At 60.0% G+C, this 18,178-nt stretch carries 15 protein-coding genes; 12 read left to right on the top strand and 3 right to left on the bottom strand.

The genetic code is table 11. From position 1 onward, the window contains the following. The 10 genes from tssC to FEM54_RS05825 form a co-directional block, all read left to right on the top strand. The coding region (gene tssC / locus FEM54_RS05875) for a type VI secretion system contractile sheath large subunit (RefSeq protein WP_138449945.1) at window positions 1-536 on the top strand (536 nt) is incomplete at its 5' end. A gap of 172 nt (window positions 537-708) precedes the next feature. Further along, window positions 709-1,197: an Hcp family type VI secretion system effector gene (locus FEM54_RS05865; protein WP_005792512.1), complete on the top strand. Its 489-nt coding sequence runs from the start codon at window positions 709-711 to the stop codon at window positions 1,195-1,197. 78 nt (window positions 1,198-1,275) lie between these two features. Beyond that, window positions 1,276-1,791, top strand: coding sequence for a type VI secretion system baseplate subunit TssE (tssE, locus tag FEM54_RS05860; RefSeq protein ID WP_026013585.1), 516 nt, complete (start codon window positions 1,276-1,278; stop codon window positions 1,789-1,791). After that, window positions 1,788-3,647 carry a type VI secretion system baseplate subunit TssF gene (gene tssF, locus FEM54_RS05855; RefSeq protein ID WP_099550248.1) on the top strand — a complete coding sequence of 620 codons (1,860 nt, stop codon included), beginning with the start codon at window positions 1,788-1,790 and terminating at the stop codon, window positions 3,645-3,647. Before tssE ends, tssF begins: the two co-directional genes overlap by 4 nt. Beyond that, window positions 3,611-4,654, top strand: a complete 1,044-nt coding sequence (tssG, locus tag FEM54_RS05850) for a type VI secretion system baseplate subunit TssG (RefSeq protein WP_017135819.1) — start codon at window positions 3,611-3,613, stop codon at window positions 4,652-4,654. The genes tssF and tssG overlap by 37 nt, the downstream gene beginning before the upstream one ends. After that, window positions 4,647-7,301 carry a type VI secretion system ATPase TssH gene (gene tssH / locus FEM54_RS05845; protein ID WP_017135818.1) on the top strand — a complete coding sequence of 885 codons (2,655 nt, stop codon included), beginning with the start codon at window positions 4,647-4,649 and terminating at the stop codon, window positions 7,299-7,301. Before tssG ends, tssH begins: the two co-directional genes overlap by 8 nt. A gap of 187 nt (window positions 7,302-7,488) precedes the next feature. Continuing rightward, window positions 7,489-9,429, top strand: coding sequence for a type VI secretion system Vgr family protein (locus FEM54_RS05840; RefSeq protein WP_138449943.1), 1,941 nt, complete (start codon window positions 7,489-7,491; stop codon window positions 9,427-9,429). 15 nt (window positions 9,430-9,444) lie between these two features. Next, on the top strand, window positions 9,445-9,879 hold the full coding sequence (locus FEM54_RS05835; RefSeq protein WP_138449941.1) for a DcrB-related protein: 435 nt from the start codon (window positions 9,445-9,447) through the stop codon (window positions 9,877-9,879). Between the two features lie 12 nt (window positions 9,880-9,891). Continuing rightward, complete coding sequence (locus tag FEM54_RS05830) at window positions 9,892-14,328, top strand: RHS repeat-associated core domain-containing protein (RefSeq protein WP_138449939.1); 4,437 nt, start codon at window positions 9,892-9,894, stop codon at window positions 14,326-14,328. A gap of 8 nt (window positions 14,329-14,336) precedes the next feature. Continuing rightward, window positions 14,337-14,999 (top strand): hypothetical protein, encoded by a 663-nt coding sequence (locus FEM54_RS05825; protein WP_138449937.1) that lies wholly within the window; start codon window positions 14,337-14,339, stop codon window positions 14,997-14,999. 89 nt (window positions 15,000-15,088) lie between these two features. Here the strand turns inward: FEM54_RS05825 and FEM54_RS05820 are convergent, their stop codons facing one another. From FEM54_RS05820 to FEM54_RS05810, 3 genes are all read right to left on the bottom strand, one after another. Then, entirely contained in the window at window positions 15,089-15,364 is a 276-nt protein-coding gene (locus FEM54_RS05820; protein ID WP_003213368.1) for an HU family DNA-binding protein, read from the bottom strand. Window positions 15,365-15,555: 191 nt separating this feature from the next. Next, window positions 15,556-16,704 carry an NAD(P)/FAD-dependent oxidoreductase gene (locus tag FEM54_RS05815; protein ID WP_017135809.1) on the bottom strand — a complete coding sequence of 383 codons (1,149 nt, stop codon included), beginning with the start codon at window positions 16,702-16,704 and terminating at the stop codon, window positions 15,556-15,558. Window positions 16,705-16,740: 36 nt separating this feature from the next. Further along, window positions 16,741-16,908 (bottom strand): rubredoxin, encoded by a 168-nt coding sequence (locus FEM54_RS05810; protein WP_003213373.1) that lies wholly within the window; start codon window positions 16,906-16,908, stop codon window positions 16,741-16,743. A 195-nt stretch (window positions 16,909-17,103) separates the two neighbouring features. On the opposite strand from FEM54_RS05810, the gene FEM54_RS05805 reads away from it, so the two are divergent. Both FEM54_RS05805 and FEM54_RS05800 read left to right on the top strand, forming a co-directional pair. Continuing rightward, on the top strand, window positions 17,104-17,667 hold the full coding sequence (locus FEM54_RS05805) for a chorismate--pyruvate lyase family protein (protein WP_138449935.1): 564 nt from the start codon (window positions 17,104-17,106) through the stop codon (window positions 17,665-17,667). Continuing rightward, window positions 17,667-18,178 (top strand): 4-hydroxybenzoate octaprenyltransferase (locus tag FEM54_RS05800; protein ID WP_138449933.1); only part of this gene is annotated, 512 nt, incomplete at its 3' end. The genes FEM54_RS05805 and FEM54_RS05800, both read left to right, overlap by 1 nt.

Below are 18,178 nucleotides of genomic sequence, written 5' to 3'. Positions count from 1 at the left end.
CTACCGATGACGGTGGCGTGGACATGAAGTGCCCGACCGAAATCGCCATCAGCGACCGCCGTGAAGCGGAGTTGGCGAAGAACGGTTTCATGCCGCTGCTGCACAAGAAAAACACCGACTTCGCCGCGTTCATCGGCGCCCAGTCGTTGCAGAAACCGGCCGAATACGACGACCCGGACGCCACCGCCAACGCCAACCTGGCCGCGCGCCTGCCGTACCTGTTCGCCACCTGCCGCTTCGCCCACTACTTGAAGTGCATCGTGCGCGACAAGATCGGTTCCTTCAAAGAGAAGGACGAGATGCAGCGTTGGTTGCAGGACTGGATCCTCAACTACGTCGACGGCGACCCTGCGCACTCCACCGAAACCACCAAGGCCCAGCACCCGTTGGCCGCCGCCGAGGTGATCGTGGAAGACGTCGAAGGCAACCCGGGTTACTACAACTCCAAGTTCTACCTGCGCCCGCACTACCAGCTCGAAGGGCTGACCGTGTCGTTGCGCCTGGTATCGAAACTGCCTTCGGCAAAAAGCGCATAACTAACGGTTGAACCGGCTCTTCTGTGGGAGCCGGGCTTGCCCGCGATGCAGGCACCTCGGTTTGTCAGTCAGACCGCGGTGATGCAATCGCAGGCAAGCCAGCTCCCACAGAACAGCATTGCCCCTTTGGGCATCACCAAATTCAGTGGCCCGTGCCACACAGGGAGAAAACATGGCTGTTGATATTTTCATCAAGATCGGCGACATCAAGGGCGAGTCCATGGACAAGGCCCACAAGGACGAAATCGACGTGCTGAACTGGAGCTGGGGCATGGCCCAGTCCGGCAACATGCATGTGGGCGGCGGTGGCGGCGCGGGCAAGGTGAATATCCAGGACCTGTCGCTGACCAAGTACGTCGACAAGGCTTCGCCCAACCTGATGATGCACTGCGCCAGCGGTAAGCACATCGACAAGGTCAAGCTGACCGTGCGCAAGGCTGGCGGCGAAAGCCAGGTCGAGTACATGGTGATCAACCTGGAAGAAGTGCTGGTCACGTCCCTGAGCACCGGCGGCTCGGGCACCGATGATCGCCTGACCGAAAACGTCACCCTGAACTTCGCCCAGGTGATGGTCGACTACCAGCCGCAGAAAGCCGACGGCACCAAAGACGGCGGCGCGATCAAGTTTGGCTGGAACATCCGTTCCAACACCAAGCGCTGATAGCCCTGGCGGCCGCAGCACCTCGCTGCGGCCCCTGGCACCTTGTCCCTCTCTTAGCCCGTCCGTGGAGCTGCTTTGGTGGTAACTGAAATCGCTTCCCGCGACCGTCTGCAACCGTCCCTGCTGGACCGGCTGACCGACGATGACCCAACCAACCTCAAGGAAAGCGCCGACAAACGCGTGCTGTCCCTGACCCAATTAAAAGCCTCGGTGCTGCGTGACCTGGCGTGGTTGCTTAACACCACGTCGCTCCTCGACGCCGATGCCACGTTGCACACCCCGGCTGGCACATCGGTGGTCAATTACGGCCTGCCTGCGTTGGCCGGCAACAGCGTTTCCAGTGTGGATATCAAAGCCCTGGAAGCCTTGATCTACCAGGCGATTGCCACTTTTGAACCACGTATTTTGCGCCACACGCTGCGCGTAAAAGCCCGCGTGGGCCATGGCGAGATGAACCACAACGCATTGAGTTTCGAGATCGAAGGCGACCTGTGGGCGCAGCCGGTGCCGTTGCGCCTGCTGCTGCAAACCGACCTCGATCTGGAATCCGGGCATGTGCGTGTGGTCAATGCCGACCAGCGGAGGCGCCCATGAACCCGCGCCTGCTGGAGCTGTACAACCAGGAACTGCACCACGTGCGCGAAAGCGCCGCCGAGTTCGCCAAGGAATACCCGAAGATCGCCAGTCGGCTGACGTTGTCCGGCATGGACTGCGCCGACCCGTACGTCGAACGCTTGCTCGAAGGCTTTGCCTACCTGACTGCCCGGGTGCAGCTCAAGCTCGACGCCGAGTACCCGACCTTCACCCATAACCTGCTGGAAATCGCCTACCCGCACTACCTCGCGCCCACGCCGTCGATGACCGTGGTGCAAATGCAGACCGACCCCGACGAAGGCTCGCTGGCCAGTGGTTTCCTATTGCCGCGCGACACAGTGTTGCGCGCCGCCTTGGGCCGCGAAACCCAGACCTGCTGCGAGTACCGCACCGCGCACCCGGTGACGCTGTGGCCGTTGCAAGTCAGTAATGCTGAGTACTTCGGCAACCCCGCCGCTGTGCTGGGACGCCTGGCCGCCAGCGAGCCCAAAGCCAAAGCCGGCCTGCGCCTGACTCTGCGCACCGGCGCCGAATTACCCTTCAACAGCCTCGACCTCGATAACCTGCCGCTGTACCTCAGCGGTGCCGATGAGCAGCCGTTTCGGCTCTACGAACAGTTACTCGGCAACGCCTGCGCCGTGTTTGCTCGCAAACCCGGTGGTGATTGGGTCGAGCGCCTGCCGCAAGACGCGCTGCGCTCCCGTGGTTTTGACGATGCCGATGCGGCCATGCCGGTGGTGGCGCGCGCGTTTCAGGGTTATCGGCTACTGCAGGAATACTTCGCCCTGCCCCACCGCTTCCTGTTCGTTGAATTCGCGCAGCTGAGCCGTGCGGTGAAACGCTGCGACGGCCAGGAGTTGGAGCTGATCGTGCTGTTCGACCGTCACGAGCCGAGCCTGGAAGGCAGCGTCGGCGCGGCGCAGTTCATGCCGTTCTGCACGCCGGCGATCAACTTGTTTCCCAAACGCGTGGACCGCATTCACCTGTCGGACCGTGTCAACGAACACCATGTCATCGCCGACCGCACGCGGCCGATGGATTTCGAAATTCACTCGTTGAGCGGCATCACCGGCCATGGCACTGGGCCGGAGCAGCCGTTCCTGCCGTTCTATGCGGTGCGTGATCCATCGCGTTATGGCCGCGACCAGGCGTACTACACCCTGCGCCGTGAACCTCGCGTGTTGTCCAGCGACCAACGCCGTAACGGCCCGCGCTCTACCTATGTGGGCAGCGAAACCTTTGTCAGCCTGGTCGACAGCCAGCAAGCGCCGTACCGCCATGATTTGCGCCAGCTCGGCGTGACCGCGCTGTGTACCAACCGCGATTTGCCGCTGTTCATGAGCGTGGGCAACGGCAAGACCGACTTCACCTTGGCCGACAGCGCGCCGGTGTTGTCGGTGCGCTGCGTGGCCGGGCCGAGTCGTCCGCGTGCCAGCCATGCCCATGACGCCAAGGCCTGGCGCCTGATCAGCCAGCTGTCGCTCAACTACCTGTCGCTGAGCGAGCAGGGCCAGGGCGCCGGCGCCTTGCGCGAACTGTTGCGCTTGTATGGCGACAGCAACGACGCGGCGCTGCAATTACAGATCGAAGGTTTACGTGAGGTCAGCAGCAAAGCGGTGACCCGGCGCCTGCCGATGCCCGGCCCGATCGTGTTTGGGCGAGGTCTGGAAATCACCCTGGAATTCGATGAAAACGCGTTTCGCGGCACCGGCGTGTTCCTGCTCGGTGCGGTGCTGGAACGCTTCCTGGCACGTTATGTGTCGATCAACAGCTTTACCGAGACGGTGATCCGTACCACCGAACGCGGCGAGATCATGCGATGGAAAGCCAAGCCCGGTCGACGTCCGACCCTGTGAACACACTGGATGCGATGCATCAGGAGCCCTGGGAATACGATTTCTTCCAGGCGCTGCGACGTATCGAGTGCGAATCGCCAGCGCTGCCGCGCCTGGGCCATTCCCTGCGCCTGGCCGATGACCCGCTGCGCCTGGGGCAGCAGGCAGACTGCACTTTCGCACCGGCCACATTGGCCTCGGTCGACCCTGGCGGCGATGGCAAACCAGCGCGGCTGGAGCAATTCTTTTTCGGCCTCGGCGGCCCCAACGGCCCGTTGCCGCTGCATATCACCGAGTACGTGCGCGAACGCCAGCGCAACAACGCCGACAGCACCAGCAAACAGTTTTTGGATGTGTTCCACCATCGCCTGCTCAGCCTGTTTTACCGGGCCTGGGCCGAGGCGCGACCGACCGTCAGCCACGACCGCCCGGATGATGACTACTGGTCCGCGCGCCTCGCAGCGCTGTGTGGTCGAGGCATGCCGAGCCTGCTCAACCAGGGGTTGATTCCGGATACCGCGAAGCTGCACTACAGCGGTCACCTGTCGGCGCAAACCCGCTACCCGGACGGCTTGAAGGCCATTCTCAGCGAGTACTTCGGCCTGCCGGTAGAGATTGAAGAATACGTCGGCCAGTGGCTGGAACTGCCAGAGCGCAGCCGCGTGAGTGTCAGCGCCAACCAGTTGGGCGTGGACTTTTGCCTGGGCAGCCATGTGTGGGATCGCCAGCATAAATTCCGCATCCGCCTCGGCCCGCTCAAGCTGGACGATTACATGGGCATGCTGCCCGGCAGCCAGCCGTTCAACGAGCTGGTGGCGTGGGTGGCCGAGTACCTGGGCCATGAGCTGGACTGGGACTTGAACCTGGTTTTGCAACAACCCGAAGTCCCAAAGCTGCAACTTAATGGCCAATTCCGCCTGGGCTTCAACACCTGGCTCGGCCAACCCGAGCATGACGCCAACGACCTAATCCTGGCCCGGCATTACGCCGATCACGCCACTACCTCAAGGAATCCAGAGCATGGGTGAAATCAGTCGCGCCGCACTGTTCGGCAAACTCAACAGCGTGGCCTACAAGGCCATCGAAGCCGCCACCGTGTTCTGCAAACTGCGGGGCAACCCGTATGTGGAACTGGCCCACTGGTTTCACCAGTTGCTGCAACTGCAGGACTCGGACCTGCACCGCATCATCCGCCAGTTCAACGTGGAGCCGGCGCGCCTGGCCCGTGACCTGACCGAAGCGCTGGACCGCCTGCCGCGTGGTTCGACGTCGATCACCGACTTGTCGTCGCATGTGGAAGAAGCGGTAGAGCGCGGCTGGGTCTATGGCAGCCTGATGTTCGGCGAAAGCCAGGTGCGTACCGGCTACCTGGTGCTGGGTATCCTGAAGACGCCGAGCCTGCGCCATGCGCTGCTGGGCTTGTCCGCCGAGTTCGACAAGATCAAACCCGAAGCCTTGAGCGAGCGTTTTGACGAATACGTCGGCGACTCACCGGAGAATGCGTTGAGCGCCAGCGATGGCTTCAACGCCGGCGTGCCTGGCGAAGCCAGCGGTGCCATGGCGCCGAGTGCGATGGGCAAGCAGGAAGCGCTCAAGCGCTTCACCGTCGACCTGACCGAACAAGCGCGCAGTGGCAAACTCGACCCGATCGTGGGGCGTGATGAAGAGATCCGCCAACTGGTGGACATCCTGATGCGTCGGCGTCAGAACAATCCGATCCTCACTGGCGAAGCCGGCGTGGGCAAGACCGCTGTAGTCGAAGGGTTCGCCCTGCGCATCGTCGCCGGTGACGTGCCGCCAGCGCTCAAGGATGTGGAACTGCGCAGCCTCGATGTGGGCCTGCTGCAAGCCGGTGCCAGCATGAAGGGCGAGTTCGAACAGCGCCTGCGCCAGGTCATCGAAGACGTGCAGGCTTCGCCCAAGCCGATCATTCTGTTTATCGACGAAGCCCACACCCTGGTAGGTGCCGGTGGCGCCGCCGGGACTGGCGACGCCGCCAACCTGCTCAAGCCTGCGCTGGCCCGTGGCACCTTGCGTACCGTGGCCGCCACGACCTGGGCCGAGTACAAAAAACACATCGAGAAAGACCCCGCGCTGACCCGCCGCTTCCAGGTGGTACAGGTGGCCGAGCCGTCGGAAGACAAAGCGCTGCTGATGATGCGCGGCGTGGCCTCGACCATGGAGAAACACCATCAGGTGCAGATCCTTGATGAAGCCCTGGAAGCCTCGGTGAAGTTGTCCCACCGCTACATCCCCGCACGTCAGTTGCCAGACAAGTCCGTCAGCTTGCTGGACACTGCCTGCGCACGCGTCGCCATCAGCTTGCACGCCGTACCAGCCGAAGTGGACGACAGCCGCCGTCGCATCGAAGCGCTGGAAACCGAGCTGCAAATCATCGCCCGCGAGCATGCCATCGGTATCGCCATTGGTGCGCGTCAAACCAATAGCGAAACCTTGCTGAGCGCCGAACGTGAGCGCCTGGCGACTCTGGAAAGCCGCTGGGCCGAAGAAAAAACCCTGGTTGATGAGCTATTGGCAACTCGCGCGACCTTGCGCGAAAAAGCTGGCGTGGTAGACAGCGGCAACGATGAGTTGCGCGCCCAACTGCTCGACCTGCAACAACGCCTCACTGCGCTGCAAGGCGAAACCCCGCTGATCTTGCCGACCGTGGATTACCAGGCCGTGGCCTCGGTGGTCGCCGACTGGACCGGCATCCCGGTGGGCCGCATGGCGCGCAACGAGTTGGAGACAGTGCTCAACCTCGACCAGCACCTGAAGAAACGCATCATCGGCCAGGACCATGCCTTGCAGATGATCGCCAAGCGCATCCAGACCTCCCGCGCCGGGCTCGATAACCCAAGCAAGCCGATTGGCGTGTTCATGCTCGCCGGCACCTCGGGTGTGGGCAAGACCGAAACCGCCCTGGCCCTGGCCGAAGCCATGTACGGCGGTGAGCAGAACGTCATCACCATCAACATGAGCGAGTTCCAGGAAGCCCACACCGTGTCCACACTCAAGGGCGCGCCACCGGGTTATATCGGCTACGGCGAAGGCGGCGTGCTGACCGAAGCGGTGCGGCGCAAACCCTACAGCGTGGTGCTGCTGGATGAGGTGGAAAAAGCCCACCCGGACGTGCACGAGATCTTCTTCCAGGTGTTCGACAAGGGCGTGATGGAGGACGGCGAAGGCCGGGTGATCGACTTCAAGAACACCCTGATCCTGCTGACCACCAACGCCGGCACTGAACTGATTTCCCAGGTGTGCAAAGACCCGGCGAACATCCCCGAGCCGGAAGAAATCGCCAAGGCCCTGCGCCAACCGCTGCTGGAGATTTTCCCGCCGGCACTGCTGGGCCGTTTGGTGACGATTCCGTATTACCCGCTGAGCGACGAAATGCTCAAGGCGATTACCCGCCTGCAACTGGGCCGCATCAAAAAGCGCGTGGAGAACACCCACAAAGTCGCCTTCGATTACGACGACGCTGTGGTCGATTTGATCGTCTCGCGCTGCACCGAAACCGAAAGTGGCGGGCGCATGATCGACACCATTCTCACCAACAGCCTGCTGCCGGACATGAGCCGTGAGTTTCTTACGCGCATGCTCGAAGGCAAGGCACTGGCGGGTGTGCGTATCAGCAGCCGGGATAATGAATTGCACTACGACTTCAGCGATTGACCTGACGAAACGCAATTCAACTGTGGGAGTGGGCTTGTGTGGGAGCTGGCTTGCCTGCGATAGCATCACCTCAGTGCGCCTGCCACACCGAGGTGCCTGCATCGCGGGCAAGCCCGGCTCCCACACAAGCCAGCTCCCACAGTTGGATTCGGTTTCTTCAGTTATTTAGGTATTTACGGGACTACCGATGCTATTCAACCAAGCCTCACGCCTGGCCAAGATCACCAGCCCGCTCGGGCCGGATGTGCTGCTGCTCAATGAAATGGGCGGCGGCGAAGAGCTGGGCAGGTTGTTCAACTATGAGCTGCGACTGACCTCTCTGGACGCCAACATCGACCTTAACCAGTTGCTGGGCAAGCCGATGAGCGTTGGCGTGCAGCTGGCGGACGGTGGCGAGCGGCACTTCCACGGCATCGTTGCGCGTTGCAGCCAGAATATCGACCAAGGCCAGTTCGCCAGTTATCAGGTGACCCTGCGCCCGTGGTTCTGGCTGCTCAGCCGCACCTCGGACTGCCGGATTTTCCAGAACCTGAGCATCCCGCAGATCATCAAGCAAGTGTTCCGCGACCTGGGCTTCTCCGACTTCGAAGACGCGCTGAGCCGCCCTTATCGCGAGTGGGAATACTGCGTGCAGTACCGCGAGACCAGCTTCGATTTCGTCAGCCGCTTGATGGAACAGGAAGGTATCTACTACTTCTTCCGCCATGAACAGGACCGTCATGTGCTGGTGTTGGCCGATGCTTATGGCGCCCACACCACGGTGCCGGGCTATGCGTCGATCCCGTACTACCCCAAGGACGAGCAGCAGCGCGAACGCGACCATATGCACAACTGGCACCTGGCGCAGGAAGTGCAGCCTGGGTCGCTGGAGCTTAACGACTACGACTTCCAGCGCCCCAGCGCCAGCATCGACGTGCGCTCGGCCATGCCGCGCCCGCACACCGCCGGCGACTACCCGCTGTACGACTACCCAGGCACCTACGTGCAAAGCGCCGACGGCGAACACTATGCGCGTACCCGCATCGAAGCCCTGCAAACCCTGCATGAGCAGATCGAGTTCAACGGTAATGCGCGGGGCTTGGGCTCAGGCCATTTGTTCAGCCTCACCGGTTTCAGCCGCCAGGACCAGAACCGCGAGTACCTGATCGTCGGTTGCCGCTATGCCATCGTCCAGGAAAGCCTGGAAAGCGGCGGCGGCTCGGGGTCGGCGCAGTTCGAAAGCAGCCTCACCTGTATTGACGCCCAACAAAGCTTCCGACCGCTGGCCAGCACCTATCGGCCCATCGTCAAAGGCCCGCAGACTGCGCTGGTGGTCGGCCCCAAGGGCGAGGAAATCTGGACCGACCAGTACGGCCGCGTGAAGGTGCACTTCTACTGGGACCGTCACGACCAATCCAACGAAAACAGCTCGTGCTGGATTCGTGTGTCGCAGTCCTGGGCCGGCAAGAACTGGGGTTCGATGCAAATCCCACGGATCGGCCAGGAAGTGATCGTGAGCTTTCTGGAAGGCGACCCGGACCGCCCGATCATCACCGGCCGTGTCTACAACGCCGAACAGACCGTGCCTTACGACCTGCCGGAAAACGCCACCCAGAGCGGCATGAAAAGCCGCTCCAGCAAAGGCGGCACGCCGGCCAACTTCAATGAAATCCGTATGGAGGACAAGAAGGGTCTGGAGCAACTGTATATCCACGCCGAGCGCAATCAGGACATCGTGGTGGAGGTGGATGAAAGCCACTCGGTGGGGCATGACCGCAACAAGAGCATTGGGCATAACGAGACGGTGACCATTGGTAATAACCGCACGCGCATGGTCAAGCAGGAGGACATCCTCTCGGTGGGCCAAAGGAAGACCGATAGCATCAGCCAGAGCTATGTGATTGAAGTGGGCGAGAACCTGCGGCTGGTCTGCGGCGAAAGCATTCTGGAGTTGAATGCCAGCGGGCAGATCAACCTCACCGGCGTGCAAATCAGCTTTTACGCCAGCGGCGACGCCGAGTTCAACACCGGCGGCGTGCTGCACCTGAACAACGGCGGCGGACCCGGTGCCACGCCCGATGGCCAGGGCCAAAAAGGCGCTATCGACGCCAACATTAAAGCCGCGTTCCCCGCGCCTAAAAGCTCCTGACGAGACCTGTTTGCCATGACGTACCGAATCAACGAATTCCAGTTTCAACTGCCCGCCAGTGAGTTGCAGGACGCGACGATCAATATTCTCAAGTTTCCTGAATTGGGGACTTCCTTGATCGTCAGTCGCAGCTTGCTGGCAGAAGGCGAAACCCTGCACAGCAACTTCGATGACCAGCTCAAGCGCCTGGAAAAACAGGTGCAGGATTTGCGTTTTCAACCCGGTGTGGATGTGCGTTTAGGCGCGGCTCAGGAAGTGGAAGGCATTGAACTGCGAAGCCAATTCAACAAGGGCAATGACAAGGTGTTCCAGTACCAATTGGCGCTGGTGCTGCCGGGGACGCGCAAGATGCTCGCGTTAAGTTATGTGAAGGCGGACAAGCTAGGGGATGCCGAGGCGGCACACTGGGCATTGATCAAAAACTCACTGTCGTTCGACGCTATTTCCTGATGAGCTGCCTGCATGTCTGACGCGTTATGGGCCGCCCGGATGGGCGATGCGCTGACCCACACCTCCATGATGGCCGATATCCTCGGCGGTGTGCTGGAGGTGGCAGCCAACGTGGCGATTACTGCGCTGGCGACTGCCGCTGTCGCAGCGGCCGTGGGGGTGACGATTGCTACCGCCGGTATCGGCGGCTGCATCCTCGGCGCGGTGGTGGGCATCGTCGTCGGCATGGCCATGAGCAAGACGGGGGCCGACAAGGGCCTCAGTAAGATGTGCGAGAGTTTCGCCAATGCGCTGTTTCCGCCGGTAGTGGAAGCCACCATTGCAGTCGGTTCGACCGACACCTTCGTCAACAGCATTCCGGCTGCGCGGGCCGCGGGTGCAATTCCCTCCCATGTCGCGCCCGCCGGGACCGAGCTGGAGCCCGACGAACCCGAACCTGATGTCGAAACTGCGCCAGAGCCTGGCTTCCTCGACATGGCCGAGGGATTCTTCTCTCAACTGTGGCGCCCTACCGTTGCGTCGCCAGCACCCGGTGTCGTGCCGCTGCCCACCGACCTGGTCCTATGCGCCCGCCACCCGCCAATGCCCCCGCAGCTCCTTGCCGAGGGCTCCGATAAAGTCACTATCAACGGCCAACCCGCCGTACGCAGTGGCGACCGCAGCATGTGCGATGCGACGGTGGTTTCTTCAGGCCTAATTTCATCAAACGTCACAATTGGTGGCGGTACGGTAGTGGTGCAGGAGATTCGCAGCGGCAAGACGCCCGGTGTGGGGCTGGCGATTGAAGCCCTAATGATGCTCAAGGGCGCGAAGGGGAAAACGCTGAGTAATTTGCCCTGCATGTTGCTCAGTGGCGTGGGGTCTTACGCGGTGAGCCAAGCCATGGGGGCGATGGCAAACGCTGCGATGGGGTCGCCCAACCCCGTGCATGCGGCAACAGGCGCTAAAGTTCTGGGCAGCGATTTCGACTTGGACTTTTCCTTGCCTGGATTGTTGCCGATTGACTGGCAGCGCTTCTACAACAGCCGCGACGTTCGCCGCGATGGGCTGTTCGGTGCAGGCTGGAGCGTGCCTTATGAAGTCGCCGTGCAGATACTGTCTCACCCGGATGGCGGGGAAGAGCTGATCTATACCGATGAGCAGGGCCGTCGTATCAACCTGGGCTCAGTGGCGCTGGGTAGTGCGATGTTCAGCCCGGGCGAAGGTTTGAGCATTCGGCGCCACCGTAACGGGCAGCTATTGATTGAAAGCGACAACGGCCTGTATCGGCTATTTGACGTCTCCCCCGGCGACGCTTCGTCGCTGCGCCTGAGCCAATTGGGTGACCGCAACGACAATCGCATCTATCTGGAGTATGACGCAGCGGGTCAACTGATGGCGCTGCGCGACACATTTGATCTGGTCCGAGTCGAGTTGATTCGCGAGCAAGGCCGTTTCGATCGGATTGAGCGGCTGTATCCCGATCATCGTCGGGAAGTCCTGGTCAGCTATGGCTACGACCAAGCCGGCGACCTGGCAGAAGTACGTGACGCTACGGATCAGGTCCAACGGCGCTTCGCATACGACGCCGGACGTCGCATGGTGGAGCATCAACTGCCTACCGGGCTGCGCTGCTTCTATGAATGGGGCTTGATTGAAGGCGTCGAGTGGCGTGTGACAAGTCACTGGACCAATGAAGGCGATCGCTATCATTTCGACTATGACCTGAACGTAGGAAAGACACGTATCACCGACGGCTTACAGCGGGTAAGCACACGCGTTTGGAATACCCAATATCAGGTTACCCAGTACACCGATAATCTGGGGCAAGCCTGGCTCTTTGAATGGAATGACGAACGCCAACTGCTCAGCGCAACAGACCCGCAAGGCGGACGCTATGAATACTGCTATGACGAATCTGGCAATTTAATCAGCGAAATGGACCCTCTGGGTCGCCGCGACACAACCCTTTGGCTTGATCATTGGGCATTGCCGTTAGTCGAGACTGACGCCGCCGGCAACAGCTGGAAATTCCTGTATGACCCGCGAGGCAACTGTATCCGTGAGACCGACCCTCTCGGCAACATCACACGCTATCAGTACGACACTCACGGTCAGCCTGTTGAAATCATCGATGCCACCGGCAAACGTAAAAAACTCCGCTGGAACCAGGCAGGGCAACTGATTGAGCACGTCGATTGCTCAGGCTCGCCCACACGGTTCATTTATGACGCACGCGGACATTTGCAGGCTATCTCTGATGCACTGGGAGAGCGGACTGAGTTCAATCACGATACGCAGGGCAGACTGATTGGGGTGCAACTGCCGGACGGTCGGGAGGAACACTATCAGCGCGATGCCAGCGGACAACTGGTCGGGTACACGGATCCCGCCGGCCACAGCACCTTTTACCAATACACACGACGCGGTCAGGTACGGCAACGCACTGATGCCCACGGTCGTAACGTGCAGTTTGGATACGACGCTTATGGCCGCCTTCTGTCTCTGACCAACGAGAATGGCGAAAGCTATCGATTTTCATGGGATGCAGGCGATCGCCTAACCGAGCAACAGGATCTGGATGGCAGTTCCAAACGCTATGAACACGATTGCCTGGATAATGTCATCCAGTTTGAAAGCGTTCCCTCACCTTACGGCAGCGGGCTAGTAACGGAAATAGCCACCAAACCCATTGTTCATCGCCTCAAGCGTGATGCAATGGGGCGATTGAGCGCCAAGACAACCGATGATGGCCACACCCAATACACCTACGACATGTTGGACCAACTGACTGGCGTCCACTTTATGGACACGAGCGGCCAGTCACAGACACTAGCGTTCTCGTACGACGCTCTCGGGCAGATGCTGGAAGAACAGAGCCAAGCGGGTTCGTTGCAACATCACTACGATGAATTGGGGAACCTGATCCAAAGCAAACTGCCCGACGGGCGCTGGATCAATCGTCTTTATTATGGCAGCGGCCATCTGCATCAAATTAACCTCGATGGCCAGGTCATCTGCGATTTCGAGCGCGACCGGCTGCACCGCGAAGTACTGCGCACACAGGGCCAGATCAGTACCCAGAGCAACTACGATCGTTCAGGACGCCTGCGTGCACGGCAACGCCTAAAGACCAGCCCGGGTGCGCTGGGAGCGACATCGTTACAAAAGCAGTTCGAATACGACGCGGCAGATAATCTGATCACTCAGTTAGACCGGCACCCTTCGAACCAAGCTCGCCAGTTGCTGCACTACGATGCCACCGCCCGGATTATTGCCAGCCAAGACAGCGGAATGGGGCAGCACGAAACCTTTTCCTATGACGCCGCCGCCAATTTATTGGATGGGCCTCCAACCGGTAGCGGACGGATTGTGCATAACCGTCTGCTGACTTACCAAGACAAACGTTATCGCTATGACGGCTTTGGCCGAATGGTCGAAAAGCGAAGCGGTCATCGTGGTGTACAGCACATGCGTTATGACGCTGAGCATCGTCTGATCGAAGTACGGAACCAGAACGGCAATGTGGTCCGCATGACCTACGACCCGCTGGGTCGACGCATTGAGAAAAACGAAACGAGCAGCGACGGGTACTTACTCGGGTCAACACACTTCAGTTGGGATGGCTTACGGCTCCTGCAAGAACACCGAAACAACCAGACCAGCCTCTATCTGTATGAAGAGGACGGTTATGAGCCATTAGCCAAGGTCGACGGCATAGGCGCTCAGCAAAAAATCCGCTACTACCATAACGATTTCAATGGACTCCCTCTTGAACTCACTGAAGCCGACGGCCAAACACTGTGGCAGGCTTCCTATCGAGTATGGGGAAACACCATACGGGAAACCCGTGAACCGTCTTACATTGAGGAGCAAAATCTCAGATTCCAAGGCCAGTACCTGGATAGAGAAACGGGGCTTCACTTCAATACCTTCCGGTTTTATGACCCGGATATTGGCCGCTTCACGACACCGGATCCTATCGGGCTACTGGGTGGGCTCAATTTGTACGCCTACGGTCCCAACCCGATCACCTGGATAGATCCACTAGGATTGTCCTGCACAAGCAAAAAACCTACAGCAGCCAGTCTGTCGGATAAGGATTTCGTCAAAAAAATTGCCAGCAAGGCGGAAAAATGGGGCGTTAAAAACAAACATGGTGCTGCAGGTACTGGTCCGGTCCAAGGCAGTAAAAAGCACACCTACGCCGACAAATTGCTAAATCGCTATCAGCGCATGACCGGTCAAAAGACTCACTTGGCAGTGGAGAAATCCTACTTGAAAGGCGTCGAGGTCCCGAAGGGAACCGCCGGCAGCGCGCGGCCAGATGTTTACAACAAGAACACCGGGGAAGTACTGGATTACAAGTTCACGAAAGACCCGAACGGGCCGATTAGCAGTCGACAACAGACCAACAATAATAATAACCTCCCGATAAAACCACCTTCACAGACAGCGATACACCCCTGAGACACCTTATGAAAAAAATGACGGCCACTGAAAAAAAGGCAATTACCCAAGACTGGAAAGAAGTAATGGGGACGTATGAGATATATAAGCCCCTTCACTTGTTAAAGCGTAACGGCCCTCTATTGACCGGCATTTACCTCAAGCCTGTTTATGGTGAGGAACACTATGTTCCGGTCTACCACACTCACTCATTGATGACGTCCTTCCCGGTGGTCTCGCTGGTTGCGCCAATATCACTCTTAAACAGCAAGGGTGTTGAGGAATCGATAAGCCCATTGCGCCACTCAAACAAATTCGAAGAACTTGTTGAACGTTTTCGATCGCAATGCCCTACCGCGTTCCTCGATACACTTTCATGCACCCTGTTGGACTCTATTTATCAAACTACTGTAGCCGGCGCAGACAACTTTCCAGTACAGGCCATGACCGACAATATATTGTTATTGGCCTGGTGCAAGAAGCGTGAAATGGCCCACGAACGCATCGAGTATTACAAGTCCATCCTTCAAGGATGGCCGGATGGAGTGACGCAACGTGTAGGCGGAGCAGCGGGCTGGGAGCGTGAAGTTAAAACGCTGATGGCCCCGGAGCATCTTGAGAGCTCCGTCGCACAAGAATTAAAGAAGTTTAAGCTGAGCCAATTGCCGGATCACTCGCTGGTGTGTGATTAACCAGCAAGGCCCTCACAAAAAATGGGCACCCAACCCAGTCGGCGTGCCCATTTCCTTACCAACCCGCCTCCCTTCAGACGGTCCTGCTATTACGGGTTGACGCTGTCTTTGAGCGACTTGCCCGGCTTGAATGCAACGGTGTTGCTCGCCTTGATTTTCACTGGCTCACCGGTTTGCGGGTTTTTGCCGGTGCGGGCGCCGCGGTGGCGTTGCAGGAAGGTGCCGAAGCCCACCAGGGTGACGCTGTCCTTGCGGTGCAGGGCGCCGGTGATTTCTTCGAGAACGGCGTTGAGGACGCGGTTGGCCTGCTCTTTGGTCAGGTCTGCTTTTTCTGCAATAGCGGCTGCGAGTTCTGGTTTACGCATAAGTGAAGCCTCTTTGACGGTTTTTTGTTGTTATGTCCGTGCTGCTCTCTGGTGGAGCAGCGCCCAAGGCGCCGCAGGCTCTACTCTGCGGCAGACGGGAGTGAGGATGGCATGCCCTCGCACGCTCCGCCAGTCTCGCGGCGACCTTTCTGGGGGTAAGAAGGTGCTGATTCCGACAGAACGACCGGCATTTACGCCAGCAATGGCGGAAGTTCTTTGTTAAGGGCAAGTTTTTCCATGACGGCGCTGCCGGTCAGCGCATAACCCAGCAGGCGGCCGCTGGCGTCGCGGCACAAGGCCTTGATGTCGGCGCCCTGCCCTTCGACGCTCCACACGCCTTCGGTGCCGCGTGGCGGCGGCGATACCACCAGAGGGCAGATCGGGGTTTTGACGGTGATCGGCATCGGCCCATAGCTGACGGCGGTGGCGTTGCCGGCAAGGGTTTGGGCCAGGGCGCGGGCGCAGCTCATCAATGGCATCACGTACAGCAGGTTGAGGCCATCGACCTCGGCGCAGTCGCCCAGGGCGTAGATGTTGGCGTGGGAGGTCTTGAGGTGGCGGTCCACCATGATTCCACGGTTGATCTGCAGGCCGGCGGCAGCAGCCAGGTCCACGCGCGGACGCAGGCCGATGGCCGAGACCACCAGGTCGCAGTGGATCACTTCACCATCCGACAGGTGCGCTTCCAGGCCATCCGCCGTGCGCTGCAAGCGGTTGAGCACCGGGCCCAAGTGGAACCGCGCGCCGAGGCCTTCCAGCCCGGCTTGCACAGCGCCAGCCGCTGCTGGGTGCAGCAGAGTCGGCATGACTTGCTCGCAGGGTGCGACCAGATCAATTTCATAGCCGCCAAGTATCAGGTCGTTGGCGAATTCACAGCCGATCAGGCCCGCGCCCAGCAGCAGCACACGGCGCTTACCGGCAGCAGCGGCACGGAAGCGTGCGTAATCTTCAAGGTCATTGATCGGGAAAATCAGTTCCGCCGCATCGCCTTCTACCGGCACGCGCACGGCTTCTGCGCCCCAAGCCAGGATCAGGTCGCGGTAGGCTACCGCTTCCTCGCCGATCCACAGGCGTTTGTGGCCCGGGTCGATGCCGCTGATGCGCGTGTGGGTGCGCACTTCGGCCTTGAGTTGCTCGGCCATGGCGCCCGGCTCAGCCATGCTCAGGCCATCGGCTTCCTTGTTCTTGCCAAAGCCGGTGGAGAGCATGGGCTTGGAGTAGGAGCGCCCGTCATCCGCGGTGATCAGCAGCAACGGGGTCTCGCTGTCGAGCTTGCGAAATTCCCGGGCCACGTTGTAACCGGCCAGCCCTGTGCCGATGATCACGACAGGTGCGTTCATTCCTTTCTCCTTGTAGTACGTTTCTTAAACCGATGTTTAGCCGATTTCGATCATTTCGAAATCCATTTTGCCCACGCCGCAGTCCGGGCACAGCCAGTCTTCCGGGACGTCCTGCCACAGGGTGCCCGGTGCGATACCGTCATCCGGCCAGCCGTCTTTTTCGTCATAGATCAGGCCGCAGACTACACATTGCCACTTCTTCATTACTTGCTTCCTCAGGGTCCAGGCATCTTGGCCGACGGTCGATAGACCAACGTTGCCGTGCGGCTCAGGGCGTTTTGTACTGATCGAGGCCGGCAGATGCAAGCATGTTCGGCGCAAACGGCCGGTTCAGCCCGGCAAAAGTTCAGGACGCCATGGTAAGCTCGCCGCCTCTTTTACTGCCAAAACTGACTCACCGTGCCGCACTCAATCGCCTGTCCCGATGCTTGCCAATGGCTGACCCAGAGCCTTCTGAGCCCAATGCCCGCGCCATTGACCCTCAACTGGCTGTTCGACGAAGGCTCGCTGACGCGCCGGCTTACGTGGCTTTCCAACGACGGCTTCAGCGTGACGCCACTGTTCGAAGGCTGGCAGCCACTGCGCGAGGATGAATGTGCGGCGTTGGGTATGGCCCCGGCCACGGTCGGCTGGGTACGCGAAGTGTATTTGCGCGGGCATGGCCAACCATGGGTGTTTGCCCGCAGCGTGGCGGCGCGCAGTGCCTTGCAGGGCGATGGCTTGCACATGGACGAATTGGGCAGCCGTTCGCTGGGCGAGTTGCTGTTCTGCGATCAGGCCTTCACTCGCCAGGCGATCGAGGTATGCCATTACCCACGGCAATGGCTGCCGAGCGCCGAACAGGCCGATGGCCTGTGGGCGCGCCGCTCGCGCTTTGATCGCGGGCCGTTGAGCGTGCTGGTCGCGGAAATTTTCCTGCCCAGCTTCTGGCATGCGCTGCATGACCATCCGGAGAACTGCTGATGTATCAACGTCTGCTCAAGTCCTTGAACCGCCTGAACCCCAGGGCGTGGGATTTCATTCAGTTGACCCGCATGGACAAACCCATCGGCATTTACCTGCTGTTGTGGCCGACGCTTTGGGCGCTGTGGATTGCGGGCAAGGGCTCGCCGTCGTTGCTCAATATCGTGATTTTCGTGCTGGGCGTGGTGCTGACCCGCGCCGGCGGCTGCGTGATCAATGACTGGGCCGACCGCAAGGTCGACGGCCATGTGAAACGCACCGAGCAACGGCCGCTGGTGAGCGGCAAGATCAGTTCCAAAGAGGCCTTGGTGTTTTTTGCGGTGCTGATGGGCATCAGTTTTCTGCTGGTGCTGCTGACCAACGCGACCACCATCCTGCTGTCCTTGGGCGGCCTGGCGCTGGCGGCGAGCTACCCGTTCATGAAGCGCTACACCTATTACCCACAAGTGGTGCTGGGCGCGGCGTTTTCATGGGGCATGCCGATGGCATTCACTGCCGAGACCGGGCATTT

This window comes from Pseudomonas edaphica (genome assembly GCF_005863185.1).
GTDB lineage: Bacteria > Pseudomonadota > Gammaproteobacteria > Pseudomonadales > Pseudomonadaceae > Aquipseudomonas > Aquipseudomonas edaphica.
This window is presented reverse-complemented; position numbering and strand designations above follow the sequence as displayed.